The organism is Flavobacterium sp. ACN6 (assembly GCF_002304005.1).
Lineage (GTDB): Bacteria > Bacteroidota > Bacteroidia > Flavobacteriales > Flavobacteriaceae > Flavobacterium.
This window is the reverse complement of record NZ_MRCQ01000004.1, coordinates 234,047-257,639: the sequence shown is the minus strand read 5'-3', so window position 1 is coordinate 257,639 and position 23,593 is coordinate 234,047. Positions and strand designations below refer to the sequence as shown.

Below are 23,593 nucleotides of genomic sequence, written 5' to 3'. Positions count from 1 at the left end.
TTACACTACAAAAACACAACATTTTTTATTTAATTAATTAATTTACTGTATTTTAGCTTTGATAAAATTTTGTTATAAAAATGTTAATTAAAAAAAACGTATATTACATTGCTTTAATATCAACTACATCGTTGTAAATTAAAAATAATTTAAAAAAATAGATTCATTCAGATTGAAAAATCAACAATAGAACAACATTATTACGCATTTCTAATAAAAATACATTTAAAATTTTATGAAATTCATAGTTAGACCTTTTACACTTGTATTACTATTTTTCATACAAAACATCAGTTTTTCACAAGTAAAGAACATTGGAATTCCCGATATTAAAAACTATAAAAGATCTGAATATAAAGGCGGCACTCAAAACTGGAGTATAGACCAAGACAAAAACGGAAATATCTACTTTGCCAACAACAGCGGTTTAATTCAGTTTGACGGTTCGAACTGGCACAAATATTCATTACCCAATAAATCTGAAATTAGAAGTTTAAAAATTGATGCTGCCGGCAGAATATTCGTTGGAGGAAATAACGAATTCGGATATTTTAAAATTGATGCAAAAGGTATCTTACAGTATCATTCGTTATACAATTTATTAAGTCCAATCGACAAAGAAAACATTAATCTTATCTGGAGAATTCACCTATTTAATGGAGAAATCATCTTTCAATCTTTCTCAAAAGTATTTTTTCTAAAAAACGAAAAGATAACCACTTTAAATGCACCACATAAATTCCAGTTTTCATTTTTAGTAGACAATCACCTCTATTTTCAGGATAAAACTCTTGGTGTACTGGAATACAAAAACAGAAGATTAACCGCAGTCAAAGGCACAACTTTTTTTAACGATAAAGAAATCTGGTCTCTTTTCCCTCTTCCCAATAATAGATTATTATATGCAACTTTAGAAAAAGGTCTTTTCATATCTGAAAATGGCACAATAAAACCTTGGACAACGGAAGCAAATGATTTTGTCAAAAAAAATACATCTCTAGGCGGATCTATCATCAAGAACAAATTTATAGTCCTTAATTCTGTCTTAGATGGTGCCATTATTTGTGATTTAAACGGAAAGATAATTCAGCATTTAAACAGGCAGAAAGGGCTTCAGAATAACACAATCCTAGCTTCATTTATTGACAATAAAAACAATATATGGCTTGGACTTGACAATGGTATTACGTTTATAAACGAGAACTCTCCATTTTCTTATTTTGATTACAGCTATAATATAGGAACCGTATATGCTTCAACAACATTTGAAGGTAATTTGTATGTGGCCACCAATCAAGGTCTATTCTATCATCCTTGGGAAAAATCTTTTAAAGACAGTCCGTTTACAAGGGTTGAAGGGACAATTTCTCAAGTTTGGAATATTCAAGTTTTAAACAATGTGCTGGTTTGTGCTAGTAATAGCGGGGCTTTGATAATTGAAAAAAATAGAGTTTCGAAAATATTAGATAATAAAGGATATTTCGGATTCAAAAAAATTCCGAATCATGAAAATTATATTATCGGAGAAAGCTATAACGGATTTTCTGTTTTCAAAAAATCTTCAACTGGTTACGACTATCTGCATCAAGTAAAAGGGTTTGATGAAACTACAAATAACTTTTCTGTAGAAATCGACGAAAATTATTTATGGCTCAAGAAAAATCCGTTTTTATATCAAGTTAAGTTATCAGACGACTTGAAGAGATTCGATTTTATGAAAAAATATACCAATATCTCCGAAAAATACAAAGGAGGAATAAACAGCTTACAAAACATTAATAACAAGGTTTATTTTCAAGTCAAAAATCATTTTTTCAGATATTCTGTTGAACAAGAGGCTTTCTTTGAAGATAAAAAGATTACTGGTTTATTTAAAGGAATTCCAACTATCAATACATTAATTGAAGATCCTTACGGAAATTTATGGTACGCATTTAATGAATCTCTTGGAGTATTAGTCAAAAATCAAAACGGAACCTATTCTAAGAAACAAGCTATATTTTCAAATTTAACCGGTAATTTAGTAAACAACTATATATCAGTAAACACTATTGATCCTCAAAACATTTTTATAGGATTAACAGATCGTTTAACACATTACAACTCTACCGTACCCAATACATTCATGACGAAACCGAAAGCTTTCATTGAAAGTTTTTCTTTCCCAGGAGATACCATTTTGACAGGTAATTTAATCACTAAAACAGAATCGTACAGTATACCATATAAGTCTAACCGCGTAAAATTTACCTTTGCTTCGCCAACATACGAAAATCAGGAAAATGTAATGTATTCATATAAATTGGAGCCTTTCGAAGAAAACTGGAGAGGCTGGTCTTCAACTTCAATAAAAGAATACACCAATTTGAGAGAAGGAAATTATGTGATGAAATTAAAGGCCCGAAACAGCTATGGGATCGAATCTAATATTTCCGAAGTTGAATTTACAGTTTCTCCACCATGGTACAGGCATTTCCTTGCTTACTTATTTTACCTTATCATGATTTTATTAGGAGCATACTTAATCTCTATTAGAATCAAACTGAAAATTAGAAAAAACAGGTATTACGAAACAATTGAACAACGACGATTGTATCTAGAAAAAGAATCGAAGATCAGGCACGAACAGCATGATCTGGAAAAAGAAATCGAAAAACTAAAAAATGACAAACTTCAAATTAAGATCTTAGCAAAAGATAAAGAGCTAGTAAACAATTCGCTACAAGTTGTAAAAAAGAACAAAGTCCTTAATGGAATCATTCATAAACTTAAAGACATTGACACTAATATATTAGACGACAGCACTAAATCTGAGTTTAGCAAACTCCATAAAAGCATCGTAAAAGAAGTTAATACAGATAAAAGCTGGAAAGACTTAGAAAAGCACATTAAGAATGTTCATTTTGAGTTTTTAAAACGACTTAAAGGGCAGTATCCAACTATCTCTCCAAGAGAATTAGACTTATCTACTTATTTATTAATGAATATGTCTACTAAAGAAATAGCCGAAATCATGAACATTTCAACGGGAGGAGTCGAACTCGCGCGTTACCGTTTGAGAAAGAAACTAGGTTTAAATAAGAAAGAAAACCTAATTGGATTCTTAATGACTATTTAAAAACAAAGCCATTTGACGTATCAAATGGCTTTGTTTTTTTTATGAAATATATTCTAAAGTTCGCTCTAAAGCCATACCTCTAGAACCTTTTATTAAAATAATATTTGAATCGAATTTATAATTTTTCAGATATTCTGCTAATGAATCAAAGGTTTCAAAAAACAGTAAGTTATCCTTCTCAATCTGATTAGCACAAAACGCTTTTCCAATCAAAAAACATAATGCTTGAGTTTGTTCTGCCAAAGAATCAACAATAACTTTGTGTTCGTATAAGCTCTCATTTCCTAATTCAAACATATCGCCAAGAATCATAATTTTATTATTCTTATCCAATTGAAGAAAATTAGTAATTGCCACGGCCATACTACTCGGATTCGCATTATAAGCATCTAAGATGATCTCATTTGAGCCTTTTTGCATCATCTGAGATCTATTGTTAGCAGGAATATAATTTTCGACAGCACTCTTAATATCGCTTTCTGAAACTTCAAAATATTTACCAACAGCAACAGCTGCATTGATATTGTTTGCATTGTAAAGTCCTATTAAGTGCGATTCAATTACAAAATTATCGTAGTTAATAGCAACAAATGGGTTTGCTGTTATTTCTTGAATATTTAAATCTGAATTTTCTTTATTCACACCAAAAGTAAAAGATTTAATATCTTTTGATTTCTCGACCTGAATAGGATCTTCAAGATTTACGAAAACAGTTTTTTGATTAGCATTCAAGTATTGGTACATTTCACTTTTACCCGCAATCACACCTTCAACACCGCCAAAACCTTCTAAATGAGCCTTACCAAAATTAGTTATATAACCAAAATCTGGCTGTGCTATTTGGCACAAAAATTCAATTTCTTTCTGGTGGTTAGCGCCCATTTCTACAATTCCAATCTCGGTTTCTTTTGTAAAGGAAAGCAGCGTTAATGGCACTCCAATATGATTGTTTAAGTTACCGATTGTAGCTTTTGTTTTAAACTTTTTTGACAACACTACATTTATTAATTCTTTTGTTGTTGTCTTTCCATTACTTCCTGTCAATGCAACAATTGGGAGTCCTAAATAAGTACGGTGAAACTTGGCTAACTCTTGAAGTGTTTCTAAACTATTTTGAACCAAAATAGTTCTCTCATCAATAAAGTAAGATTCATTATCAATAACAACAAATAAAGCACCTAAATCCAGTGCATCTTTAGCAAAAGTATTGGCATCAAAATTCTCTCCTTTGATAGCAAAAAACATTGAATTCTTTTCAATCTTCCTTGTATCTATAGAAAGAGAACTGCATTGTAAAAACAAGTTATGAATGTCTTGAATATTCATTTATAATTTTTTTAATAGATGATAAAAATAGAAAAAAAACAATAAAAAAATTCCAAATTCCAGACTGAATATGCAGCTTTTGGAATTTGGAATTTTTTTATACTTGAATTTCTAAATCTTAGTTTCTAGGAGATTTTCTCTTTTCAGCTTTTGAACCAACTCTAGACATTGCACATCTGAAACCAATATAATCAGTTGCCATATCTTGAGGGAAATATCTTCTTTGAGCTGGATCTAACCAATATGCTCTATCTCTCCAAGAACCTCCTTTGTAAACTCTTACTTTATCATCGATTAAAGTAGTACGTTTACTAGAGTTATCATATTTTCTAATCATCTTACCTAAACTGTCTGTTGTAACATTATGTTTAGGAGAGTTGTACATTGCTTGATCAGTTTTAGATCCTGACTCAGAATCTCCAAAGTCAAAATATCTTGAAGATTGTTTATCACCATCTCTATAGTTGATATTATCACTTGTACTGAAGTTTTGTCTTAAATACGTTTCTTGATCGTCAACCGGAACCTGAGCAATTTCTCCAGGAAGGTTTCTAGCAACTACTTTACCATTACTTAAAGTATCATATTTAATAGATGCTGTTGAAACGATTTCAAGTTTACCGTCTTTACCAATTTTGTTTTTAGCGTATTGATTACCTCTATAGTAGTTGAAATCATTTGCTTCATTATCAATAATAGGTCTGTAAACATCGGCAACCCATTCTGCAACGTTTCCTGCCATATCATAAAGACCGAAATCGTTTGGTGCATAACTCTTCACAGCATTTGTAATATCTGCTCCGTCATCTGACCATCCTGCAATTCCACCGTAATCACCGTTTCCTTGTTTAAAGTTAGCCAATTGATCACCTTTATTTTTACGTTTGTTAGAACGTGTGTAATCTCCAGACCAAGGATATTTCTTTTGTCCTTTGTAGATATTATATTCTCTTTGGCCAACATCAGCAGCAGCTGCATACTCCCATTCTGCTTCAGTAGGAAGTCTGTATTCTGGTAAAATAATTCCAGAAGAACGTTGCGCGTAAACATTTTTCTCTTCTGGCACTACACCATCTTTACCTGCTTTAGTTCTCTTTCCGTTTGGATTTTTCTTTAATACTAATTCTTCATTTCCACCGTAAGTTGTAGATGGAGAAGCTAAGTAAGCTTCAGTATTAAACAAACTTTCAGCACTAACGTCTTGCGTTTTAGCACCTTTTTTAAGATATCCGCTTTTTTCAAGAACCGCTTCGTTTACACGGTCAGTTCTCCACTTACTAAATTCAACAGCTTGAATCCAGTTAACACCAACTACTGGGTAGTTAGCATAAGACGGATGTCTTAAATAATTATTAGTCATCGTTTCGTTATAACCTAAACGATTTCTCCATACAAGGGTATCCGGAGATGCTCCTTCGTAAATATTTTTGTAATTTTCTTCCGTTGGCGGAAAAACTTTCTTTAACCATTCCAGGTATTCTAAGTACATACCGTTCGTAACTTCGGTTTCATCCATATAGAATGATTGAACGTGCTGTTGAGTTGGTGTGTTATTCCAATCATGCATAACATCATCCTGTACTTTACCCATAGTAAACGTACCTCCTTCAACAAAAACCAAACCAGGACCAGCCTGTTGTTTTTTCCCTGCATTTCTAGCAGCAGTTCCATTCTGACTATCTACATCCCAGCCAGTTGCTCTAGAAGCTTGAGTGGAACTAGATTTTTTGCTACAACTAGCCGTGCCCAACATCAATACAATTGACATCATTAACGGCAAGGCTACAATTTTGTTTACTTTCATACTCATTCTTAGGTGATAAATTTAGGTGCTGCAATATAATAATTAACATTTAATTAGCAACATCTGTTCTAATAATTTTATTTTGCTGTTTTTTAGCAGAAAATAACCTTTAGTTACGAACGCAAAAATATACTTTTTATTATTTACTGTAACATGAAATACTATATTTTTACTTACTAATTATTTTTTAATTAAATTTCGCTTTTTAAACTAATGAAACAGGCAATCCTCATCTATATTTTTCTGATCCCTATTCTTTCATTTTCTCAGCAAAATGGGAGTGTAACGATCAATTGGCAAAATAAGAAAGAGGTGAATTTCGGCGAAAATAAAATCACAATTCCGTATTTTGAAGGAAGCAGTTTTCGCTTTGATATGACAAAAAAAAGCATAACATTTCTCCAAAATATCACCCAGACAAACATTTCAAACAGCGGTTCGGTGCAAATTAGCAGCATAATTTACGAACAGGTTTCCAGAACTGACTTAGGAGATTTAGCAGTTGAAAACATTCCTGAGAAGACTAATGAATCTTTATTTATCACAAATTCTAGAGATTTAAAACAGGTTTTTCTTTTTTTATCTCCAATAATAAAAGAAGGAAACAGCTTTAAACGCATTAAATCATTTTCTTATTTTATAAATGGTTCCGCCGCAAAAACCGGCAGCACTTCATCTTTTCAAAAAGCGGCTGCGATTTCAAATTCTGTTTTGGCATCTGGAGACTGGTACCGATTTTACATTCAAAAATCAGGTGTTTATAAAATAAGCAGGTCGTTTTTACAAAGCCTTGGTTTTGATGCTTCTAAAACTGATCCGAGAAGAATAAAAATCTACGGAAATGGCGGCAGAATGCTTCCCCTTTCCAATAATTCATACTATCCAGATGATTTAACCGAAAATGCAATTCAAGTAATTGGCGAAAATGATGGAGTTTTCAACAACGAAGATTATATTCTTTTTTATGCTGAGGGAACAGAAAACTGGAACACTGAAAGCCAGACTAATGTCAATTTATATGACACTAATTCCTATTATTATATAACCAGCATAGGAACTGAGGGAAAGAGGATTCAAAACTTAAATCAGCCAACAGCCAACAGTACATTAGAACTAAACACGTTTGATGACTATCAATTTCATGAAATCGATCAAAACAATATCGTTCACTTGGGCCGTCAATGGCTGGGGGAATCATTTGACATTAATCAGGAACAGGAATTTTCATTTAGTTTCCCAAATCTTGACACTTCTATACCCGTAAAAATAGAAGTAAGAACAGCATCTGCCTCCTTTACCTCTACTTCTTTTACAATTGCTGCAAATGGGCAAAATGTTGGAAACATAAGTTTTCCCTCCTTAATAACAAACTCCGACACTAAATACTATAATGGAAGCCTGCCATCCAACATAACATTTACAGGTACTGATAATATTAAAATAAAGCTTACTTATAATAATAATGGTGTTCCAGGATCAAAAGGCTATCTGGATTACATTAATTTAATTGCAAAACGAAGACTTCTAGGAACAGGCAAACAATTTGCATTTCAATATAATGACGCGGGATCTGTGGCTGGGGTTGTCAATTACACATTTGGAAACGCATCTGGAGTAACTCAAATCTGGGATGTAACAGACCTATATAATATATCAAAAATAGAAAATGCCAATCAGCCGACTTTTAGCTTTAAAGCTAATTTAGGAGAAGTTAGAAAATACATCGCAATTGATCCTGCTGATTTTTATACTCCTTTAAAGGAAAATCAGTCTAAAATCGCAAATCAAAACTTAAAAGGCACCATTTTTAGAAACAGCCAAAATGCTTTTCAGGATATTGATTATGTAATCGTATCACCAAAATCCCTTATTTCTCAAGCAGAAAGATTAGCCAGTTTTCATCGAACCAACTCGAACATAAATGTAAAAGTGGTTTCACTAGAGAATATCTATCAGGAATTCTCTTCGGGAAAACAAGATATTGCAGCGATCAGGAATTTTGTCAAGTATGTTTATGATAATGCTTTTTCTTCGGATAAAAGAATCAAATATTTAAATTTATTCGGCGATGCGTCCTATGATTACAAAGACCGAATTTCCAACAATACCAATATCGTACCTATATATCAATCGCTAACAAGTAATACAGTTGGAGAAGCTGGATTCGCTTCTGATGATTTTTTTGGGCTTATGGATACAAACGAAGGAATTGTGTCTTATCCTTTCAGCGGGATTGATATTGCCGTTGGACGTATGTTAGTTTCAGATAACGCGCAGGCTCAGGAAATGGTTAATAAAGTTTTAGAATATCATGATGCAAAATCATACGGAAACTGGCGAAATAATTTTGTTTTAATCAGCGATGATTCCGATACATCTGGAGACGAAACACTACAGTCCCGTCAAAATTCCCTTGCAGATGTAATTGCCACCGAAAAGCCTTTTTTTAATATCGAAAAAATACTGCTGGACGCTTACACCCAAGAAGCTTCTGCCGGCGGAGCCAGATACCCAAAAGCAAGAACCGATTTTTTTAATGCTTTTGAAAAAGGCGCATTAGTTTTTAATTATTTGGGACATGGCGGCGAAGACGGATTGGCGAGTGAGCGAATTTGGGAAAAATCAGACAGTCAAAACCTAAACAATCAATACAAATATCCTTTATTTATTACCATTACTTGTGAATTTTCGAGATTTGACGATCCAACAAGACCTACAGCTGGAGAATACGTTTTTTGGAATCCAAAAGGAGGCGCGATTTCGATGCTGACAACAATTCGAGAAATCGGACAGCCAAACGCAGAGGACTTTAATGACATTCTCAGCAAAAATCTTCTTGCGTACGGTTCCAACCAATACAACAGCATTGCAGAGTCTTTAAGAATTTCTAAAAACGAAAGACCAAGTTCTGCCAGTAATGTTGTTGTATATATAGGTGACCCCGCCTTAATGCTTGCCATACCAAAACCTCGAATTAATTTAACAAAAGTAAATGATATTGCCATTTCGCAGCCGATACCAGATTTAAAATCATTATCAAAAATTAAAATATCAGGAGAAATTACAGACGAAAACAATACTCTTTTAAGCAATTATAACGGAGAATTAGCAACTGCTATTTTCGATAAAATGATCACAAATTCAACGTTAAACAATGACGGCTTCAGCCCTCCTATACAATTCAAAACTTTAGGAGAAACGATTTTTAGAGGAAATGCATCTGTAACCAACGGGCAATTTGAATTTAGCTTTGTTGTTCCAAGAGATATTCGTATCCCGGTTGACAATGGAAGAATCAGTTTTTACTCGAAAAAAAATGAAGTTTTAGAAAATCAAACAGGACATAATAACATCATTAAAATTGGAGGAATTAACGAAAATGCACCTCAGGACAATATAAGTCCGAAAGTTAAGTTATATATGAACGATGAAACTTTTGTATCTGGCGGAATCACAAACGAATCCCCATTTCTTTTAGCCTTTTTAGAAGACGAAAACGGAATTAATACAGCAAGCGGAATCGGACATGATATTGTTGCAATTTTAGATGGAGACGTCAGTAATCCTTATATTTTGAATGATTATTATCAAACAAAATTAGATGATTATACAAATGGAAATCTGCGTTTCCCTTTTAGGAATTTAGCGCCAGGTTTACACACTATAAGTTTTACTGCTTGGGACGTATATAATAATCCAGTTACCAGCGAGATTCAATTTACAGTTGTTGGAGACGAATCTTTGACATTATCACACGTTCTTAATTATCCAAACCCTTTTTCAACTTACACCCAATTTTGGTTCTCACACAACAGGCCCTATGAGCCTTTGGAAGTACAAGTACAGGTAATGACTATTACTGGAAAAGTAGTTTGGACAAAAAATCAAACTATAACAACAGAAGGATTTTTATCACGAGATATAACGTGGGATGGTAAAGATGATTTTGGAGACAGAATCGGAAAAGGAGTGTACATTTATAAGCTTACGGTAAAATCAAATTTGACAAATAAAAAAGCAGAAAAATACGAAAAGCTTGTCATCCTATAATATTCTATATATTTGCACCACCAAAACATTAGTCCCATAAATGAAAAAAATAGCACTATTATTAATTTGTTTTTTTATTTTCTACAGTACAAAGGCTCAGGATTCACGACCTATTGTAACTGGAGTTCCTTTTTTACTAGTAGCAGCAGATGCTAGAGCAGCAGGTTTAGCTGATCAAGGTGTCGCTACTTCTGCCGACGTTTTCTCACAACAATGGAATCCTGCAAAATATGCATTCGCAGAAGATGCTCAAGGTCTTTCTATTAGTTACACACCTTACTTAACAGATCTTGCCAACGACATTTCACTAGGTCAGGTAACGTATTACAACAAAATCAATGAAAAAAGTGCTTTCGCTGGAAGTTTCCGCTATTTTGGTTTTGGAGGAATTGAGTTAAGATACACTGGAGACCCTAACGAAGCAGTAAGAGAAGTAAATCCAAATGAATTTGCCTTAGATGGATCTTATTCATTAAAATTAAGTGAAAAATTCTCGATGGCTGTTGCCGGTCGTTTTATAAATTCGAATCTAAAAGTTGCCTCTGAAGAAGTTGATGCAACTTCAGCAAGTTCTTTTGCTGTTGATGTAGCTGCCTTTTATCAATCGGAAGAAATTGCTTATCAGGATTTTAACGGAAGATGGAGAGCCGGAATTAACTTTCAGAACCTAGGCCCGAAAATAAGTTACGATAACGATGATGTAAGCAGAAACTTTTTACCTGCTAATTTAAGATTAGGAGGAGGTTTTGACTTTATTTTTGACGATTACAACAAACTTACTTTAAGCGCTGAACTTACAAAACTTTTAGTTCCAACGCCTCCAGGTATTGGAACAGCAGTAGATGTAAACGGCGATGGAGATTTTGATGATCCAGAAGATATATCGCAGCAAGAAGCTACAGATATTGGTTATAGAAACTATAATGACATTGGCTGGTTTCAAGGAATATTCAAATCTTTTGGAGACGCTCCTGGCGGACTTAGCGAAGAAATAAAAGAAGTTACCTATAGTGTTGCTGCCGAATATATGTATCAAGATTCATTTGCAATGCGTTTAGGCTATTACCACGAAAGCCCAGAAAAAGGTGCAAAACAATTTTTCTCTTTAGGAGCAGGATTTAAATACAACATCATGAAAATCGATGTATCTTATTTATTCTCGGCATCAAAAATAAAAAACCCTTTAGAAAACACACTTCGTTTCTCTTTAACGTTTAATTTTGGAGACAAATACGAAACGTACTAAAGAAATAGCATTAAAATAAAAATAATACAATCCAAATTCCGTCATTTTAGGAATTTGGATTTTTTTTCCCATAAAAACAGATGAAAGAATTCAATATAACAACTTCATTTACAACATTTGATAATTTGAATGAACTTCCAGAAGAAATTCAGGATTTAATGAATCAAGCAGTCGAAATCAGAAAAAAAGCTTACGCACCTTATTCAAAATTTAGAGTTGGCGCAGCCTTACTTTTAGATAATGGAAAAATTGTTTTAGGTTCCAACCAAGAAAATGCAGCATATCCATCTGGACTTTGCGCAGAAAGAGTAGCGATTTTTCATGCAGGAAGCATTTATCCAGAAGCCAAAATAATAAAAATGGCAATTACAGCAGCTTCTGATACCAATCAGACAACTGCCCCTATTCCGCCATGCGGCTCTTGTCGACAATCAATTGCAGAATACGAGATAAAGCAAGAAACACCAATTGAAATCTATTTTATGGGCGAAATTGGCGAAGTTTATAAATCTTCATCATTGAAAAATTTACTCCCTTTGATGTTTGACAAAAAGTTCTTGTAAAAAAAAGCCAAAAAGTAGTCATTAAATTTTAGTTCTTAAATGTAATGTCTTATTTTTGCATCCCGACCTTTCGGGCGCAAATTTGTGGGAGGAAACTATTTTGCGTTACAGGCACAATAATCGATAACACAAACAACTTTAGCAAAAGAAAGAATTCAGATGAAAGAAGTTACAAAAGAGGTATATTTAAAGTGGTATGAGGACATGCTGCTTTGGAGAAAGTTTGAAGACAAACTTGCAGCGTTATACATTCAACAAAAAGTTAGAGGTTTTCTACACCTATATAATGGTCAAGAAGCTGTATTAGCTGGTGCACTGCACGCTATGGATTTGACCAAAGATAAAATGATTACTGCTTACAGAAACCACGTTCAGCCAATTGGTATGGGAGTTGATCCTAGAAACGTAATGGCAGAACTTTTAGGAAAAGCAACAGGAACTTCTAAAGGTATGGGAGGTTCTATGCACATTTTCTCTAAAGAGCACCGTTTTTACGGAGGTCACGGAATCGTAGGTGGACAAATTCCAGTTGGAGCTGGTTTAGCTTTCGCTGATAAATATTTCAACACTGGCGGTGTTACCATGACTTATTTTGGTGACGGAGCTGCAAGGCAAGGTTCTTTACACGAAGCTTTCAATATGGCTATGTTGTGGAAATTACCAGTTGTATTTATCGTTGAAAACAACGGTTACGCAATGGGAACTTCTGTTGAAAGAACTGCAAACCACACTGACATCTGGAAATTAGGTTTAGGTTATGAAATGCCTTGCGGACCTGTTGACGGAATGAACCCAGTAAAAGTTGCTGAAGCTATGCACGAAGCTATCGAAAGAGCGCGCCGTGGTGACGGACCAACTTTCCTTGAAATGAAAACGTACCGTTACAGAGGACACTCTATGTCTGATGCACAATTATACCGTTCGAAAGAAGAGGTTGAAGAATACAAAAAAATCGATCCAATTACGCAAGTTCTTGATGTAATTAAAGATCAAAAATATGCTACAGACGAAGAAATTGAAGTAATTGACCAAAGAGTTAAAGACTTAGTTGAGGAATGCCAGAAATTCGCAGAAGAATCTCCATACCCAGACTTACAACAATTATACGATGTAGTATACGCACAAGAAGACTATCCATTTACACCTCATAAACTATAATTAATTATGGCTATTAAAGTAACAATGCCTCGTTTGAGCGATACTATGACGGAAGGAACGGTAGCGACTTGGTTAAAAAAAGTAGGCGACAAAATTAGCGAAGGAGATATCCTTGCTGAAATTGAAACAGACAAAGCAACAATGGAGTTCGAATCTTTTAACGAAGGAACTCTTTTACATATCGGAATTCAAGCTGGAGAAACTGCTCCAGTTGATTCATTATTAGCAATCATTGGTAAAGAAGGAGAAGATATTTCTGCTCTTTTAGCCGGTGGTGATGCTCCTGCTGCTAGTTCCGAAGCTTCGGAACCAAAAGCAGAAACTAAAGAAGAAGCACCTGTTGCTGAAGCTAAAACAGAAACTGCTGCTCCTGCAAAAGCTGCAACTGAATTACCAAAAGGTGTTATAGTTGTAACGATGCCACGTTTGAGTGATACAATGACGGAAGGAACTGTGGCAACGTGGTTGAAAAAAGAAGGAGATGCTGTAGCTGAAGGAGACATTCTAGCAGAAATTGAAACAGACAAAGCTACTATGGAGTTTGAGTCTTTCAATGCCGGAACTTTATTATATATTGGAATTCAAGAAGGAAACACTGCTCCTGTTGACAGCTTATTAGCTATCATTGGACCTGCAGGAACTGATATTTCTGGAATTGCTGACAACTATACTGCCGGAGGCGCTGCAACTGCTCCCGAAGCTTCGGGACCTGCAACTGAAGAAAAAACTGCTCCTACTGCTGAAAAAGCAACTGAAGCAACTGCCGACACTTCATCAAATGGAGGAAGAATTTTAGCTTCACCTTTAGCTAAAAAAATCGCTTCTGACAAAGGAATTCAATTAAACCAAGTTAAAGGATCTGGAGAAAACGGACGTATCGTAAAAAGCGATATCGAAAACTTTACTCCTGCCGCTCAAGCACAGCCAGCTGCAAAATCTGACGCTAAGCAAGAAGCATCTGCTCCTGCTGCACCAAAAGTATTTGTTCCTGCTGGAGAAGTTTACACAGAAGAGATCAAAAACTCTCAAATGCGTAAAATTATCGCTAAACGTTTGGCAGAATCTTTATTTACTGCACCTCACTACAACTTAGTGATCGAAGTAAGTATGGACGAAGCTATGGGCGCAAGAGCGACAATCAATACCGTTCCAGATACAAAAGTATCTTTCAACGATATGGTAATTAAAGCTTGTGCTTTAGCATTGAAAAAACACCCAAAAATCAATTCTCAGTGGAAAGAAGATGCTATTATCATCAACCACCATGTAAATATTGGTGTTGCTGTAGCAGTTGAAGACGGATTAGTTGTTCCTGTATTGAAATTTACAGACGCTATGAGTTTATCTCAAATTGGTGCTTCAGTAAGAGATCTTGCCGGAAGAGCTAAAAACAAAAAACTTGGACCACAAGAAATGGAAGGAAGTACTTTTACAGTATCTAACCTTGGTATGTTTGGTATCACTGAATTCAATTCAATTATCAACCAGCCAAACTCTGCTATCCTTTCTGTAGGTGCAATTGTTGAAAAACCAGTGGTTAAAAACGGTCAAATCGTAGTTGGAAACACAATGATGTTATCATTAGCTTGTGACCACAGAACAATTGATGGTGCAACTGGTGCTCAATTCTTACAAACATTAAAACAATATATCGAAAGCCCAGTTACAATGTTGGCATAATTTTCAAATGTCAGCCTGAGAAAAATCAAGGCAGACTGAATGAAAATCGATAGTTATATTTAATAAAATCCCGTTTTGTTTATTCAAAACGGGATTTTTTGTTTAATTTTCGTCTTCAAATTCAATACTTCATAAAATGAAAAAACTAATCCTTGCCGCTTTATTTCTCACAGTTATTGCCTGTCAGAAAGATCAAGCAGCAAAACCAACAGCTGTCATAGATGAACACAGCTACTCTAAACCAGAACTTGCCGTGGCAAAACATCTTGATCTGGACATCAAAGTTGATTTTGACACGCAGACTATTTCAGGAAAAGCTTCTTGGACAATCGACAACATCAGCAAAGGAAACGAAATCATTTTCGACGAAAACACTTTAAATATCACAAAAGTAACTTTGGGCGATGAAGAAAAAGAAACCAAATTTGAGCTTGGCGCAGCCACTGAATTTCATGGAAAACCGCTTCATATCACTATTGAACCAAATACTACTAAAGTAAACATTTACTACAACACCACTAAAGAGGCTGTAGCATTACAATGGCTTACACCAGAACAAACTGCAGATAAAAAGAAACCATTTTTATTTTCGCAGGGAGAAAGTGTTTGGTCTCGCACTTGGATTCCTTGTCAGGATTCGCCGGGAATTCGATTTACTTATAATGCAAAAGTTACAGTTCCTAAAGATTTATTGGCTGTAATGAGCGCTGTGAATCCGCAGAAGAAAAATGATACTGGAGTTTATACTTTCAAACAAGACAAAGCAATTCCGTCCTATTTAATGGCAATTGCAGTTGGAGATATCGAATTTCAATCTATTGACAACAGAACGGGAGTTTATGCAGAGCCGTCTATGCTGAAAAAATCGGCTTGGGAATTTGCAGAACTTGGAAAAATGGTTGTAGCAGCCGAAAAATTATACGGACCTTATCGCTGGGGACGTTATGATGTATTGGTTTTACCTCCAAGTTTTCCTTATGGCGGAATGGAAAATCCGAATTTAACATTTTTAACTCCAGGAGTTATTGCTGGAGATCGCTCACTAACCAGTTTATTAGCACATGAATTAGGCCACAGCTGGAGCGGAAACTTAGTAACCAACGCAACTTGGGATGATATTTGGTTAAATGAAGGTTTTACTACTTATGTAGAACACCGCATTGGAGAAGCTATTTTTGGAAAGAAAGAATTTGAAATGCAAAACGTTATTACAAGAAAAGAGTTAGTTGATAATGTTGCTGAATATGGAGAAACAAGTCCTGACACAAGGTTAAAAGTATCTTTAACAGGTAGAAATCCAGATGACGGAATCAGCATGATTCCGTATGTAAAAGGTTATGCTTTTTTAAGAGTAATTGAAAATGCCGTTGGACGTGAAAAATTTGATGTTTTCATTAAAAATTATTTCGATGCACACGCTTTTAAATCGATCACTACAGAAGATTTCGTAAAATATTTAAATGAAAACCTCATTAAAGGAGACAAAACTTTAGCTGATAAAATCAAACTAGAAGACTGGATTTACAAACCTGGAATTCCATCAAACATTACTCCAGTAAGTTCAGCTGATTTTGATGCTATTGACAAAATCCAAAAAAGCTGGAGAGAAACGGGCGTAAAAGGTTTAAGTCAAAAAATTACAACGACTGCAGAAAAACAGCATTTTATAGACCATCTTCCTGCTGACATCACAGCAAAAGAAATGGAAGCTATTGACCGTGAATTCAACTTTACAAAAGGCGGAAACTTCATTATTAAACGCCAATGGTTTGTTCAGGCATTAATTCACCAATACAAACCAGCTTATCCTGCAATTGAACAATTTTTAATTGGCATAAGCAGAACTGGATCTGTAATGATGCTTTACAAAGAAATGGTTAAAACTCCCGAAGGAAAAACATGGGCTAAACAAATCTTTGAAAAAGCGAAATCTGGATATCATGCTACAACTGTTCAGGCTGTTGAAGGTGTTTTGAAATAATTTTTTAAGAATATAGTTTAAAAAACAGGCTGTTCCCAAGGAACAGCCTGTTTTTTTTTGCGTCTTATTTGCGGAAAAGCTTTGTGGTAAACTTTATCATTGCAAACAAAATAAACGAAAAAAGCCCTTATGAAAACGATTGTCCTAGCCCCGATAGAAGTGAAAATCCTTTTGTGGCGGAGTTCGCCACAAAAGATTGTAACGGATAGCGGGACTAGCTCCTGAAAAAATCCTAAAATTTTATCCCAAAATAAAGAGAGGGAAAATTGTACATCACATAGCGTACATTCTCCATGTTCTAAGATCTGTAATCGTCGCACCTTTGTAATGTCAAAAGACAACAACAAATAATAACAATTAAAAAATTAAATACAATGACACGATTAACAGCATTAAACCCAGAAGAAGTAACAGGAAAAACTAAAGATTTATTCAACGCTGTACAAGCAAAATTAGGTGTAGTTCCGAACATGATGAGAACAATGGGGAATTCTCCAGCAGTCTTAGAAGGATATTTAAATTTGAGCGGCGCGTTGAGCCATGGAAAACTAAATGCAAAAACAGGTGAGTTAATTGCTTTAGCTGTTTCAGAAAGTAATTCATGTGATTATTGTTTAGCAGCTCACACTTTTATTGGAGAAAAACTAGTTAAAGCTGATCCAGCGGTTTTACACGCAGCAAGAACAGGAAATTCTACTGATGCTAAAACAGAAGCGATTTTACAACTGGCTAAAACATTAATCAGTAAAAATGGTTTGGTAAATGATGAAGATGTAAACAAAGCTAAAAATGCAGGAGTATCTGATGCTGAAATTGCTGAAACTGTTGCTCATGTTGCTTTAAATGTTTTGACAAACTATTTCAACAATTTGGCTAATACTGAAATCGACTTTCCAGCAGTATAATTAAAAAACACAAAGTCACTATAACAAAAAACAATTTATAAGGATAGTTGTGAATCTAGTTCATGACTATCTTTATATTTTTAAAAATGCGACAAGATATGAGTTCTCAAAATGTTTTCACTTTAATAAATCCGCAAAACGGTAATTTGGCTTTCAAAATTCTTCCTTTTGACGACAACAGCCATTTTGATCATTTACAGCGAAATAATTATTACTCTTTAATTTGGGTTACCAAAGGAAAAGGCAAAGTAAAAGCTGATTTTGCAGAGCATCAATTTGAAGAAAACTCACTTCTCGCCTTTTCACCTTATCAGCCTTTTATGCTTTGCGTAGACGAACCCATTGAAGGAATTGCAATTCATTTTCATCCTGATTTCTACTGCATTCACATGCACCAAAAAGAAGTTTCCTGCAATGGTGTTTTGTTCAATAACATATATCAGCCTCCTTATGTTATTGTTACAGAGCAGGCAGTTCAAACCTTTAAAATGGTTTTGGATCAAATGAAAACGGAAATTCAAAACGCAGAACTAGCACAATATGAATTACTTATTTCGTATTTAAAAATCTTTTTGATTACAGCTTCTCGATTAAAGACAGAACAATTAGAGCAAATGAAATCGGTTCCAGATTCTAAAGAACCTGTTATTCTTCAAAATCTAAAAGACGCTATTGAACTCAATTTTAAAACCAAACATTCTGCTGGAAATTATGCCGACTTATTAAACATTTCGCCAAAAGCATTAGCAAAAATTTCCAAGAATTATTTCAACAAAACGTTAACCGATTTAATTTCGGAAAGAATAATTATTGAAGCCAAAAGAGAATTATATCTGACTAATAAAACGGTTAAGGAAATTGCATACGAATTAGGCTATGATGACGAACATTATTTCAGCCGATTTTTTAAGACCAACGCAGATGTTTCTCCTCAATTTTATCGCGAAACTGTAGGATTTGGAAAAATGGAAGCTTAATTTTTGTTCTTAGCTTCAATCCATTTTGACATATACATGGTACTTTTATAAGCATGATGCTGCAATAAATTGCCCATAAAATTATGAAGTCGATGATTTTCAGAATTAATCAGTAATTCATTTACCAAGTCAATTAATTTAGTTGAATAATTATCTTTTTGATAGCATTTGTTGATGATTGAAACTCCATTTTTTTGAGATTTTTTCCAGAGATTTTCATCTTGATAAAGGGAAATTGCTTTTTTTGCAAATTCTTGCGGGTCATTCTCAATAAAACCATTCCAAGGTAAATCTGCATGCATAGATTCAGAACCAATTGAAGTTGTTACACTTGGCGTTCCGCATTGCATTGCCTCCAGCAGCTTTCCTTTCAAACCTGCGCCAAAACGAATTGGCGCCAAAACAACTCTGGCATTTTTAACCACTTCATTAGCATCTTCTGCTCTTCCTTTTATAAAAAAACCATTTTTAGGCTGATGCAATTGCAGTACTTTTTGCGAAGGATAAGCACCATAAACTTCCAAAACAGCTTCAGGAAAATCTTTTTTTAGAAAAGGCCAAATTGATTCTTTGAGATACTGAACGGTATTCCAATTGGGTTCATGAAGAAAATTTCCAATGAAAACAAAATTCTTCCGATCTTCAAATAAAGGCAATTCTAAAAGATCTTCTTCAATCATTTTTTCAACCAAAAATGGAAGATAAAAAAGCAGTTCTTCATTTATTTTGAAAACATCTTTGAGAATACTCATTTCAAATTCTGAAATAATCAAAGACAAATCACAACGCAGAACACTTGCAATTTCACGCTTTGCAACTTCTTCAGACAACAAATCCATTATTTCAAATTTTCTATTTTCTTTAAATGCCTTTTGTCTTGCTGTGCGCAGGCAATGCAAATCTTCGGTATCTAAGATTCTGATAGCTGCAGGACATTGCTCAATTACGCGCCATCCAAATTGTTCTTCAATCATAAAGCGATCAAATAAAACAACATCTGGATTTAATTCTGAAATAAAATTATCAAAACTTGAAGAATTAAGTTCGATACTTTTTTTAATTACCCCAAATTCAAATAAATCGACCATAAAATCACTGTCCTGTGCCGCGCTCGCAAATGTAATTTCGAATCCGTTTTGTTTGAATATCGAAATCAACTGCATCATCCTCCCGCCGGCTGCAGAAGAATTTGGCTCAGGCCAGACAAACCCAATTATTAAAAGTTTTTTTTTCTGATTCATGGTAATTTATTTCAACTTACAAAATAATGCTTTTTTCAGCTCAATAGCACGATATTTCCTGATTTTTAGGAATAAAAAACACTAATTTTGCAGGAACTAAATGCTGGGAAATTATGTTGGGATTAAAATTAGCTACAGACCCTAGATGGGTAAATATCGTTGAATCGAACATCGAAGAAATTTTAACGGATCATGCATGGTGCGAACAAAAAGCAGCATCAAATGCTATTAGCATTGTTACTTATAATTCTGAATTAGAGGAATTAGTAACCGAAATGCTTGTAATTGCGAGAGAAGAATTAGAGCATTTACAAATGGTTCACGATGTCATAAAAAAACGCGGACTGACTTTAGGCCGCGAACGAAAAGACCATTATGTAAATGAACTTTTTAAATTCATGAAAAAAGACGGAAGCCGCAGAGACGCACTTTGCGACCGATTATTGTTTTCTGCGATGATTGAAGCAAGAAGCTGCGAGCGTTTTAAAGTTCTTTCTGAAAATATTAAAGATGAAGAATTAGCCAAATTTTATCGTGATTTGATGATTTCTGAGGCTGGACATTACACCACTTTTTTAGGCTTCGCCAGAAAATACCAAGACAATATTGACATCGATAAACGATGGAAAGAATGGATTGAATATGAAGGTTCTATTATTACCAATTATGGTAAACAAGAAACTGTTCACGGATAAATTACGCTCTTTTTTGACTCTATTTTTTTATATTTAATACCACAAATCCGTTATGCCTAAAAGTAAATCCAGATCAATCGTATTTAAAATTGCGAAGTATTTCGGAATAACTTTCGCTGTTATTTTAGCATTATTATTTTTAACGCCTATCGTTTTTGAGGATCAGATCAAGGAACAGATCAAAAAAACAGCTAACGAAAGATTAAGCGCAGAACTTAATTATTCTGACGTTTCGGTTTCGTTTTTCCGCCATTTCCCGTCGCTTACTTTAACATTAGATAATTTAAGCTTAAATGGTTCGGCTCCATACAAAAACGAAAAATTCATAACTGCCAAAGAGGTTTCTTTTGGAATAAATGTAGCTAGTTTGATTTTTAGTAAATCGGTAAAAATTGATCAGATTTATTTATCGGATTCTTTTATAAATGTAAAAGTGAACCCAAACGGAGAAGCAAATTACAACATTTACAAATCGCAGGAACAAGCTTCACAAACCAAAGACAGCACTGAAGCCGCTTTAAAACTGGAACGAATTGAGATTTTAAATAGTAAAATTATTTACGATGACAAATCGACAAAAGTGCATTTTGATGCTCTTGGATTTAATTATTTAGGAAAAGGCGATTTAAACAAAGCCGTTTTTGATTTGTATTCTAAAGCTAAAATCGAAAAATTGAATATCGTTTATGAAGATGAACCGTATTTAATGAATAAAAAAATTGATGCCGACTTAATTACGAAGGTAAATATAAACTCGCTTTCGTTCTTTTTCCAGCAAAATAACTTAAAAATCAATCAGCTTTTGGTCGATTTTAAAGGAAAATTTGACATTTTGAAAGACGGATATAATATGGATTTCGTTATTAAATCTAACAATAGCAAACTCTACGATGTCTTTACCGCTTTTCCTCCAAAATACATTACCTGGCTTTCTCAAACCGAATTAAAAGGAAATACCAATCTGCTTTTAACATTAAAAGGAAATTATATTACGTCGAAAAATTTAGCGCCAGATCTGAATTTAGATGTAAAAATTAGCGACGGATTTGTCAATTATAATAAAAGCGCATTTCCAGTTTCAAATTTAAATTTAGATATTCACACAAAAGTTCCATCTCTAAATCCAGATTTAGTAATTGTTGATGCTAAAAACTTGTCTTTAAACATGAATCAAGATTTTTTAAAATCGAAGTTTTTGGTTAAAGGAATAAATACACCTGATATTAATGCTGATTTTAAAGCTAAAATTGATCTTGAAAAATTAACCAAAGCACTCGGAATTCCCGATATACAATTAAAAGGAGCTTTAGTTAGCGATGTAAAAGCCAACGGAGTCTTTGATCAAAAAAACAAACGCTTTCCCGTTACAAATGGTGTAATTGATTTAAAAAATGGGTATTTAAAAACTCCATATTATCCAAATCCAATTACAAACATTACAATTAAATCTAAAATTGAAAATCAAAAAGGAACTTTCGAAGATTTAAAAGTAAGTTTAAAACCAACTCAATTTACTTTTGAAGGGAAGCCCGTATTTGTTGAAGCCGACTTAAGCAATTTTGACGATTTAACTTATGATGTTAAAGCAAAAGGAGAATTGGATGTCAATAAAATTTATAAAGTTTTCTCTCAAAAAGGTCTTGACCTAGACGGCTTTGTAAAAGCTGATTTAGTTTTAAAAGGAAAACAAAGTGACGCCGAAAAAGGAAACTACAGTAAATTACACAACAAAGGAACTCTTGAATTAAGAAATATCGGAATCGCTTCAGAATATCTTCCGAAGAAATTCATCATTGAGGAAGGTATTTTTAAAATCAATCAAGATAAAATGTCATTCAATAATTTCTTGGCTGCTTACGGAGAAAGTGATTTTAAAATGAATGGATATTTACAAAATGTCCTTAATTACGTTACAACGAATACAGGTGTTTTAAAAGGTTCTTTTAAAGTTACCGCGCGATATATTAATGTTGATGAATTTATGTCTGCCACAGACCCAAATGCATCTGTAACACAAAATCCTGTACCCAAAACAGAATTAAAACAAGCGGAAAATAAGCAGACTGGAGTTATTATTATTCCAACAAATCTAAACTTACAATTATTTGCAAATGCTCAAAAAGTAAATTTTGATAAGCTGAATCTGCAAAATGCAACTGGAAATTTAAACATGAAAAATGGCAAATTAACTATGCAGAATACTGGTTTTAATTTAATTGGATGCAATGTTTCCATGAATGCCAATTACCAAGCCGTAACACCGCAAAAAGCCAATTTTGATTATTCTATTAAAGCTGCTGACTTCGATATTAAAAGAGCTTACAACGAAATAGAAGTGTTTAGAAAAATGGCCACCGCAGCCGAAAAAGCACAGGGAATCGTTTCTTTGGATTATCAATTAAAAGGTCGTTTAAACGGAAATATGGATCCCGTTTACCCATCACTTGTTGGAGGCGGAACTCTTTCTGTGAAAGATGTAAAAGTTCGAGGTTTAAAAATGTTTAATGCAGTAAGCAAACAGACAAGCTCGGAATCTATGAAGAATCCCGATCTTTCGAAAGTAGACATTAAAACGACTATCAAAAACAATATCATAACCGTAGAACGCTTTAAATTTAAATTTGCCGGCTTTAGACCAAGAATCGAAGGCACAACAAGTCTGGACGGAAAATTAAACTTAAAAATGCGTTTGGGATTACCACCTTTTGGAATTTTCGGAATTCCATTAACCGTTACTGGAACGCAGGACAATCCAAAAGTAAAGGTTGGACGCAAAACAGAAGATCTAGAAGAAACTAAGGATACTGAGTAAAAGGAAATCCAAATTTTAAAAAATACACTACAGCCTT

The 23,593-nt window shown here is 34.0% G+C and carries 14 protein-coding genes; 11 read left to right on the top strand and 3 right to left on the bottom strand.

The genetic code is table 11. The features are described 5' to 3' along the window. The first annotated feature begins 235 nt into the window (after window positions 1–235). Entirely contained in the window at window positions 236–3,118 is a 2,883-nt protein-coding gene (locus tag BSF42_RS08435) for a triple tyrosine motif-containing protein (protein ID WP_095952641.1), read from the top strand. A 39-nt stretch (window positions 3,119–3,157) separates the two neighbouring features. Here BSF42_RS08435 and murF read toward each other — a convergent pair whose 3' ends face one another. Continuing rightward, window positions 3,158–4,444 (bottom strand): UDP-N-acetylmuramoyl-tripeptide--D-alanyl-D-alanine ligase, encoded by a 1,287-nt coding sequence (gene murF / locus BSF42_RS08430; protein WP_095952640.1) that lies wholly within the window; start codon window positions 4,442–4,444, stop codon window positions 3,158–3,160. Between the two features lie 118 nt (window positions 4,445–4,562). After that, window positions 4,563–6,248, bottom strand: a complete 1,686-nt coding sequence (gene gldJ, locus BSF42_RS08425) for a gliding motility lipoprotein GldJ (RefSeq protein ID WP_095952639.1) — start codon at window positions 6,246–6,248, stop codon at window positions 4,563–4,565. Window positions 6,249–6,461: 213 nt separating this feature from the next. Between gldJ and porU the strand changes: the two genes are divergently transcribed. From porU to BSF42_RS08380, 8 genes are all read left to right on the top strand, one after another. Then, window positions 6,462–10,298, top strand: a complete 3,837-nt coding sequence (porU, locus tag BSF42_RS08420) for a type IX secretion system sortase PorU (protein ID WP_095952638.1) — start codon at window positions 6,462–6,464, stop codon at window positions 10,296–10,298. Window positions 10,299–10,338: 40 nt separating this feature from the next. Further along, complete coding sequence (gene porV, locus BSF42_RS08415; protein WP_095952637.1) at window positions 10,339–11,544, top strand: type IX secretion system outer membrane channel protein PorV; 1,206 nt, start codon at window positions 10,339–10,341, stop codon at window positions 11,542–11,544. Between the two features lie 80 nt (window positions 11,545–11,624). Continuing rightward, on the top strand, window positions 11,625–12,107 hold the full coding sequence (cdd, locus tag BSF42_RS08410) for a cytidine deaminase (protein ID WP_095952636.1): 483 nt from the start codon (window positions 11,625–11,627) through the stop codon (window positions 12,105–12,107). Window positions 12,108–12,266: 159 nt separating this feature from the next. Then, window positions 12,267–13,265 carry a pyruvate dehydrogenase (acetyl-transferring) E1 component subunit alpha gene (pdhA, locus tag BSF42_RS08405; RefSeq protein WP_095952635.1) on the top strand — a complete coding sequence of 333 codons (999 nt, stop codon included), beginning with the start codon at window positions 12,267–12,269 and terminating at the stop codon, window positions 13,263–13,265. A 6-nt stretch (window positions 13,266–13,271) separates the two neighbouring features. Beyond that, window positions 13,272–14,945 (top strand): pyruvate dehydrogenase complex dihydrolipoamide acetyltransferase, encoded by a 1,674-nt coding sequence (locus BSF42_RS08400; protein WP_095952634.1) that lies wholly within the window; start codon window positions 13,272–13,274, stop codon window positions 14,943–14,945. A gap of 136 nt (window positions 14,946–15,081) precedes the next feature. Further along, window positions 15,082–16,926 carry a hydrolase/aminopeptidase gene (locus tag BSF42_RS08395; protein ID WP_095952633.1) on the top strand — a complete coding sequence of 615 codons (1,845 nt, stop codon included), beginning with the start codon at window positions 15,082–15,084 and terminating at the stop codon, window positions 16,924–16,926. A 374-nt stretch (window positions 16,927–17,300) separates the two neighbouring features. Further along, the gene (locus BSF42_RS08385) at window positions 17,301–17,831 is read left to right on the top strand and encodes a carboxymuconolactone decarboxylase family protein (RefSeq protein ID WP_095952631.1); all 531 of its coding nucleotides are present in this window, start codon (window positions 17,301–17,303) and stop codon (window positions 17,829–17,831) included. Window positions 17,832–17,929: 98 nt separating this feature from the next. Then, complete coding sequence (locus BSF42_RS08380) at window positions 17,930–18,808, top strand: AraC family transcriptional regulator (protein ID WP_095952630.1); 879 nt, start codon at window positions 17,930–17,932, stop codon at window positions 18,806–18,808. On the opposite strand, the gene BSF42_RS08375 is transcribed toward BSF42_RS08380, so the two are convergent. Then, window positions 18,805–20,049: a glycosyltransferase gene (locus tag BSF42_RS08375; RefSeq protein WP_095952629.1), complete on the bottom strand. Its 1,245-nt coding sequence runs from the start codon at window positions 20,047–20,049 to the stop codon at window positions 18,805–18,807. The two genes, BSF42_RS08380 and BSF42_RS08375, sit on opposite strands and share 4 nt — an antisense overlap. Before the next feature lie 113 nt (window positions 20,050–20,162). Here BSF42_RS08375 and BSF42_RS08370 point away from each other — a divergent pair, with 113 nt between their 5' ends. After that, window positions 20,163–20,744: a tRNA-(ms[2]io[6]A)-hydroxylase gene (locus BSF42_RS08370; RefSeq protein WP_095952628.1), complete on the top strand. Its 582-nt coding sequence runs from the start codon at window positions 20,163–20,165 to the stop codon at window positions 20,742–20,744. 52 nt (window positions 20,745–20,796) lie between these two features. Further along, window positions 20,797–23,556: an AsmA-like C-terminal region-containing protein gene (locus BSF42_RS08365; RefSeq protein WP_095952627.1), complete on the top strand. Its 2,760-nt coding sequence runs from the start codon at window positions 20,797–20,799 to the stop codon at window positions 23,554–23,556. Window positions 23,557–23,593 lie beyond the last annotated feature (37 nt).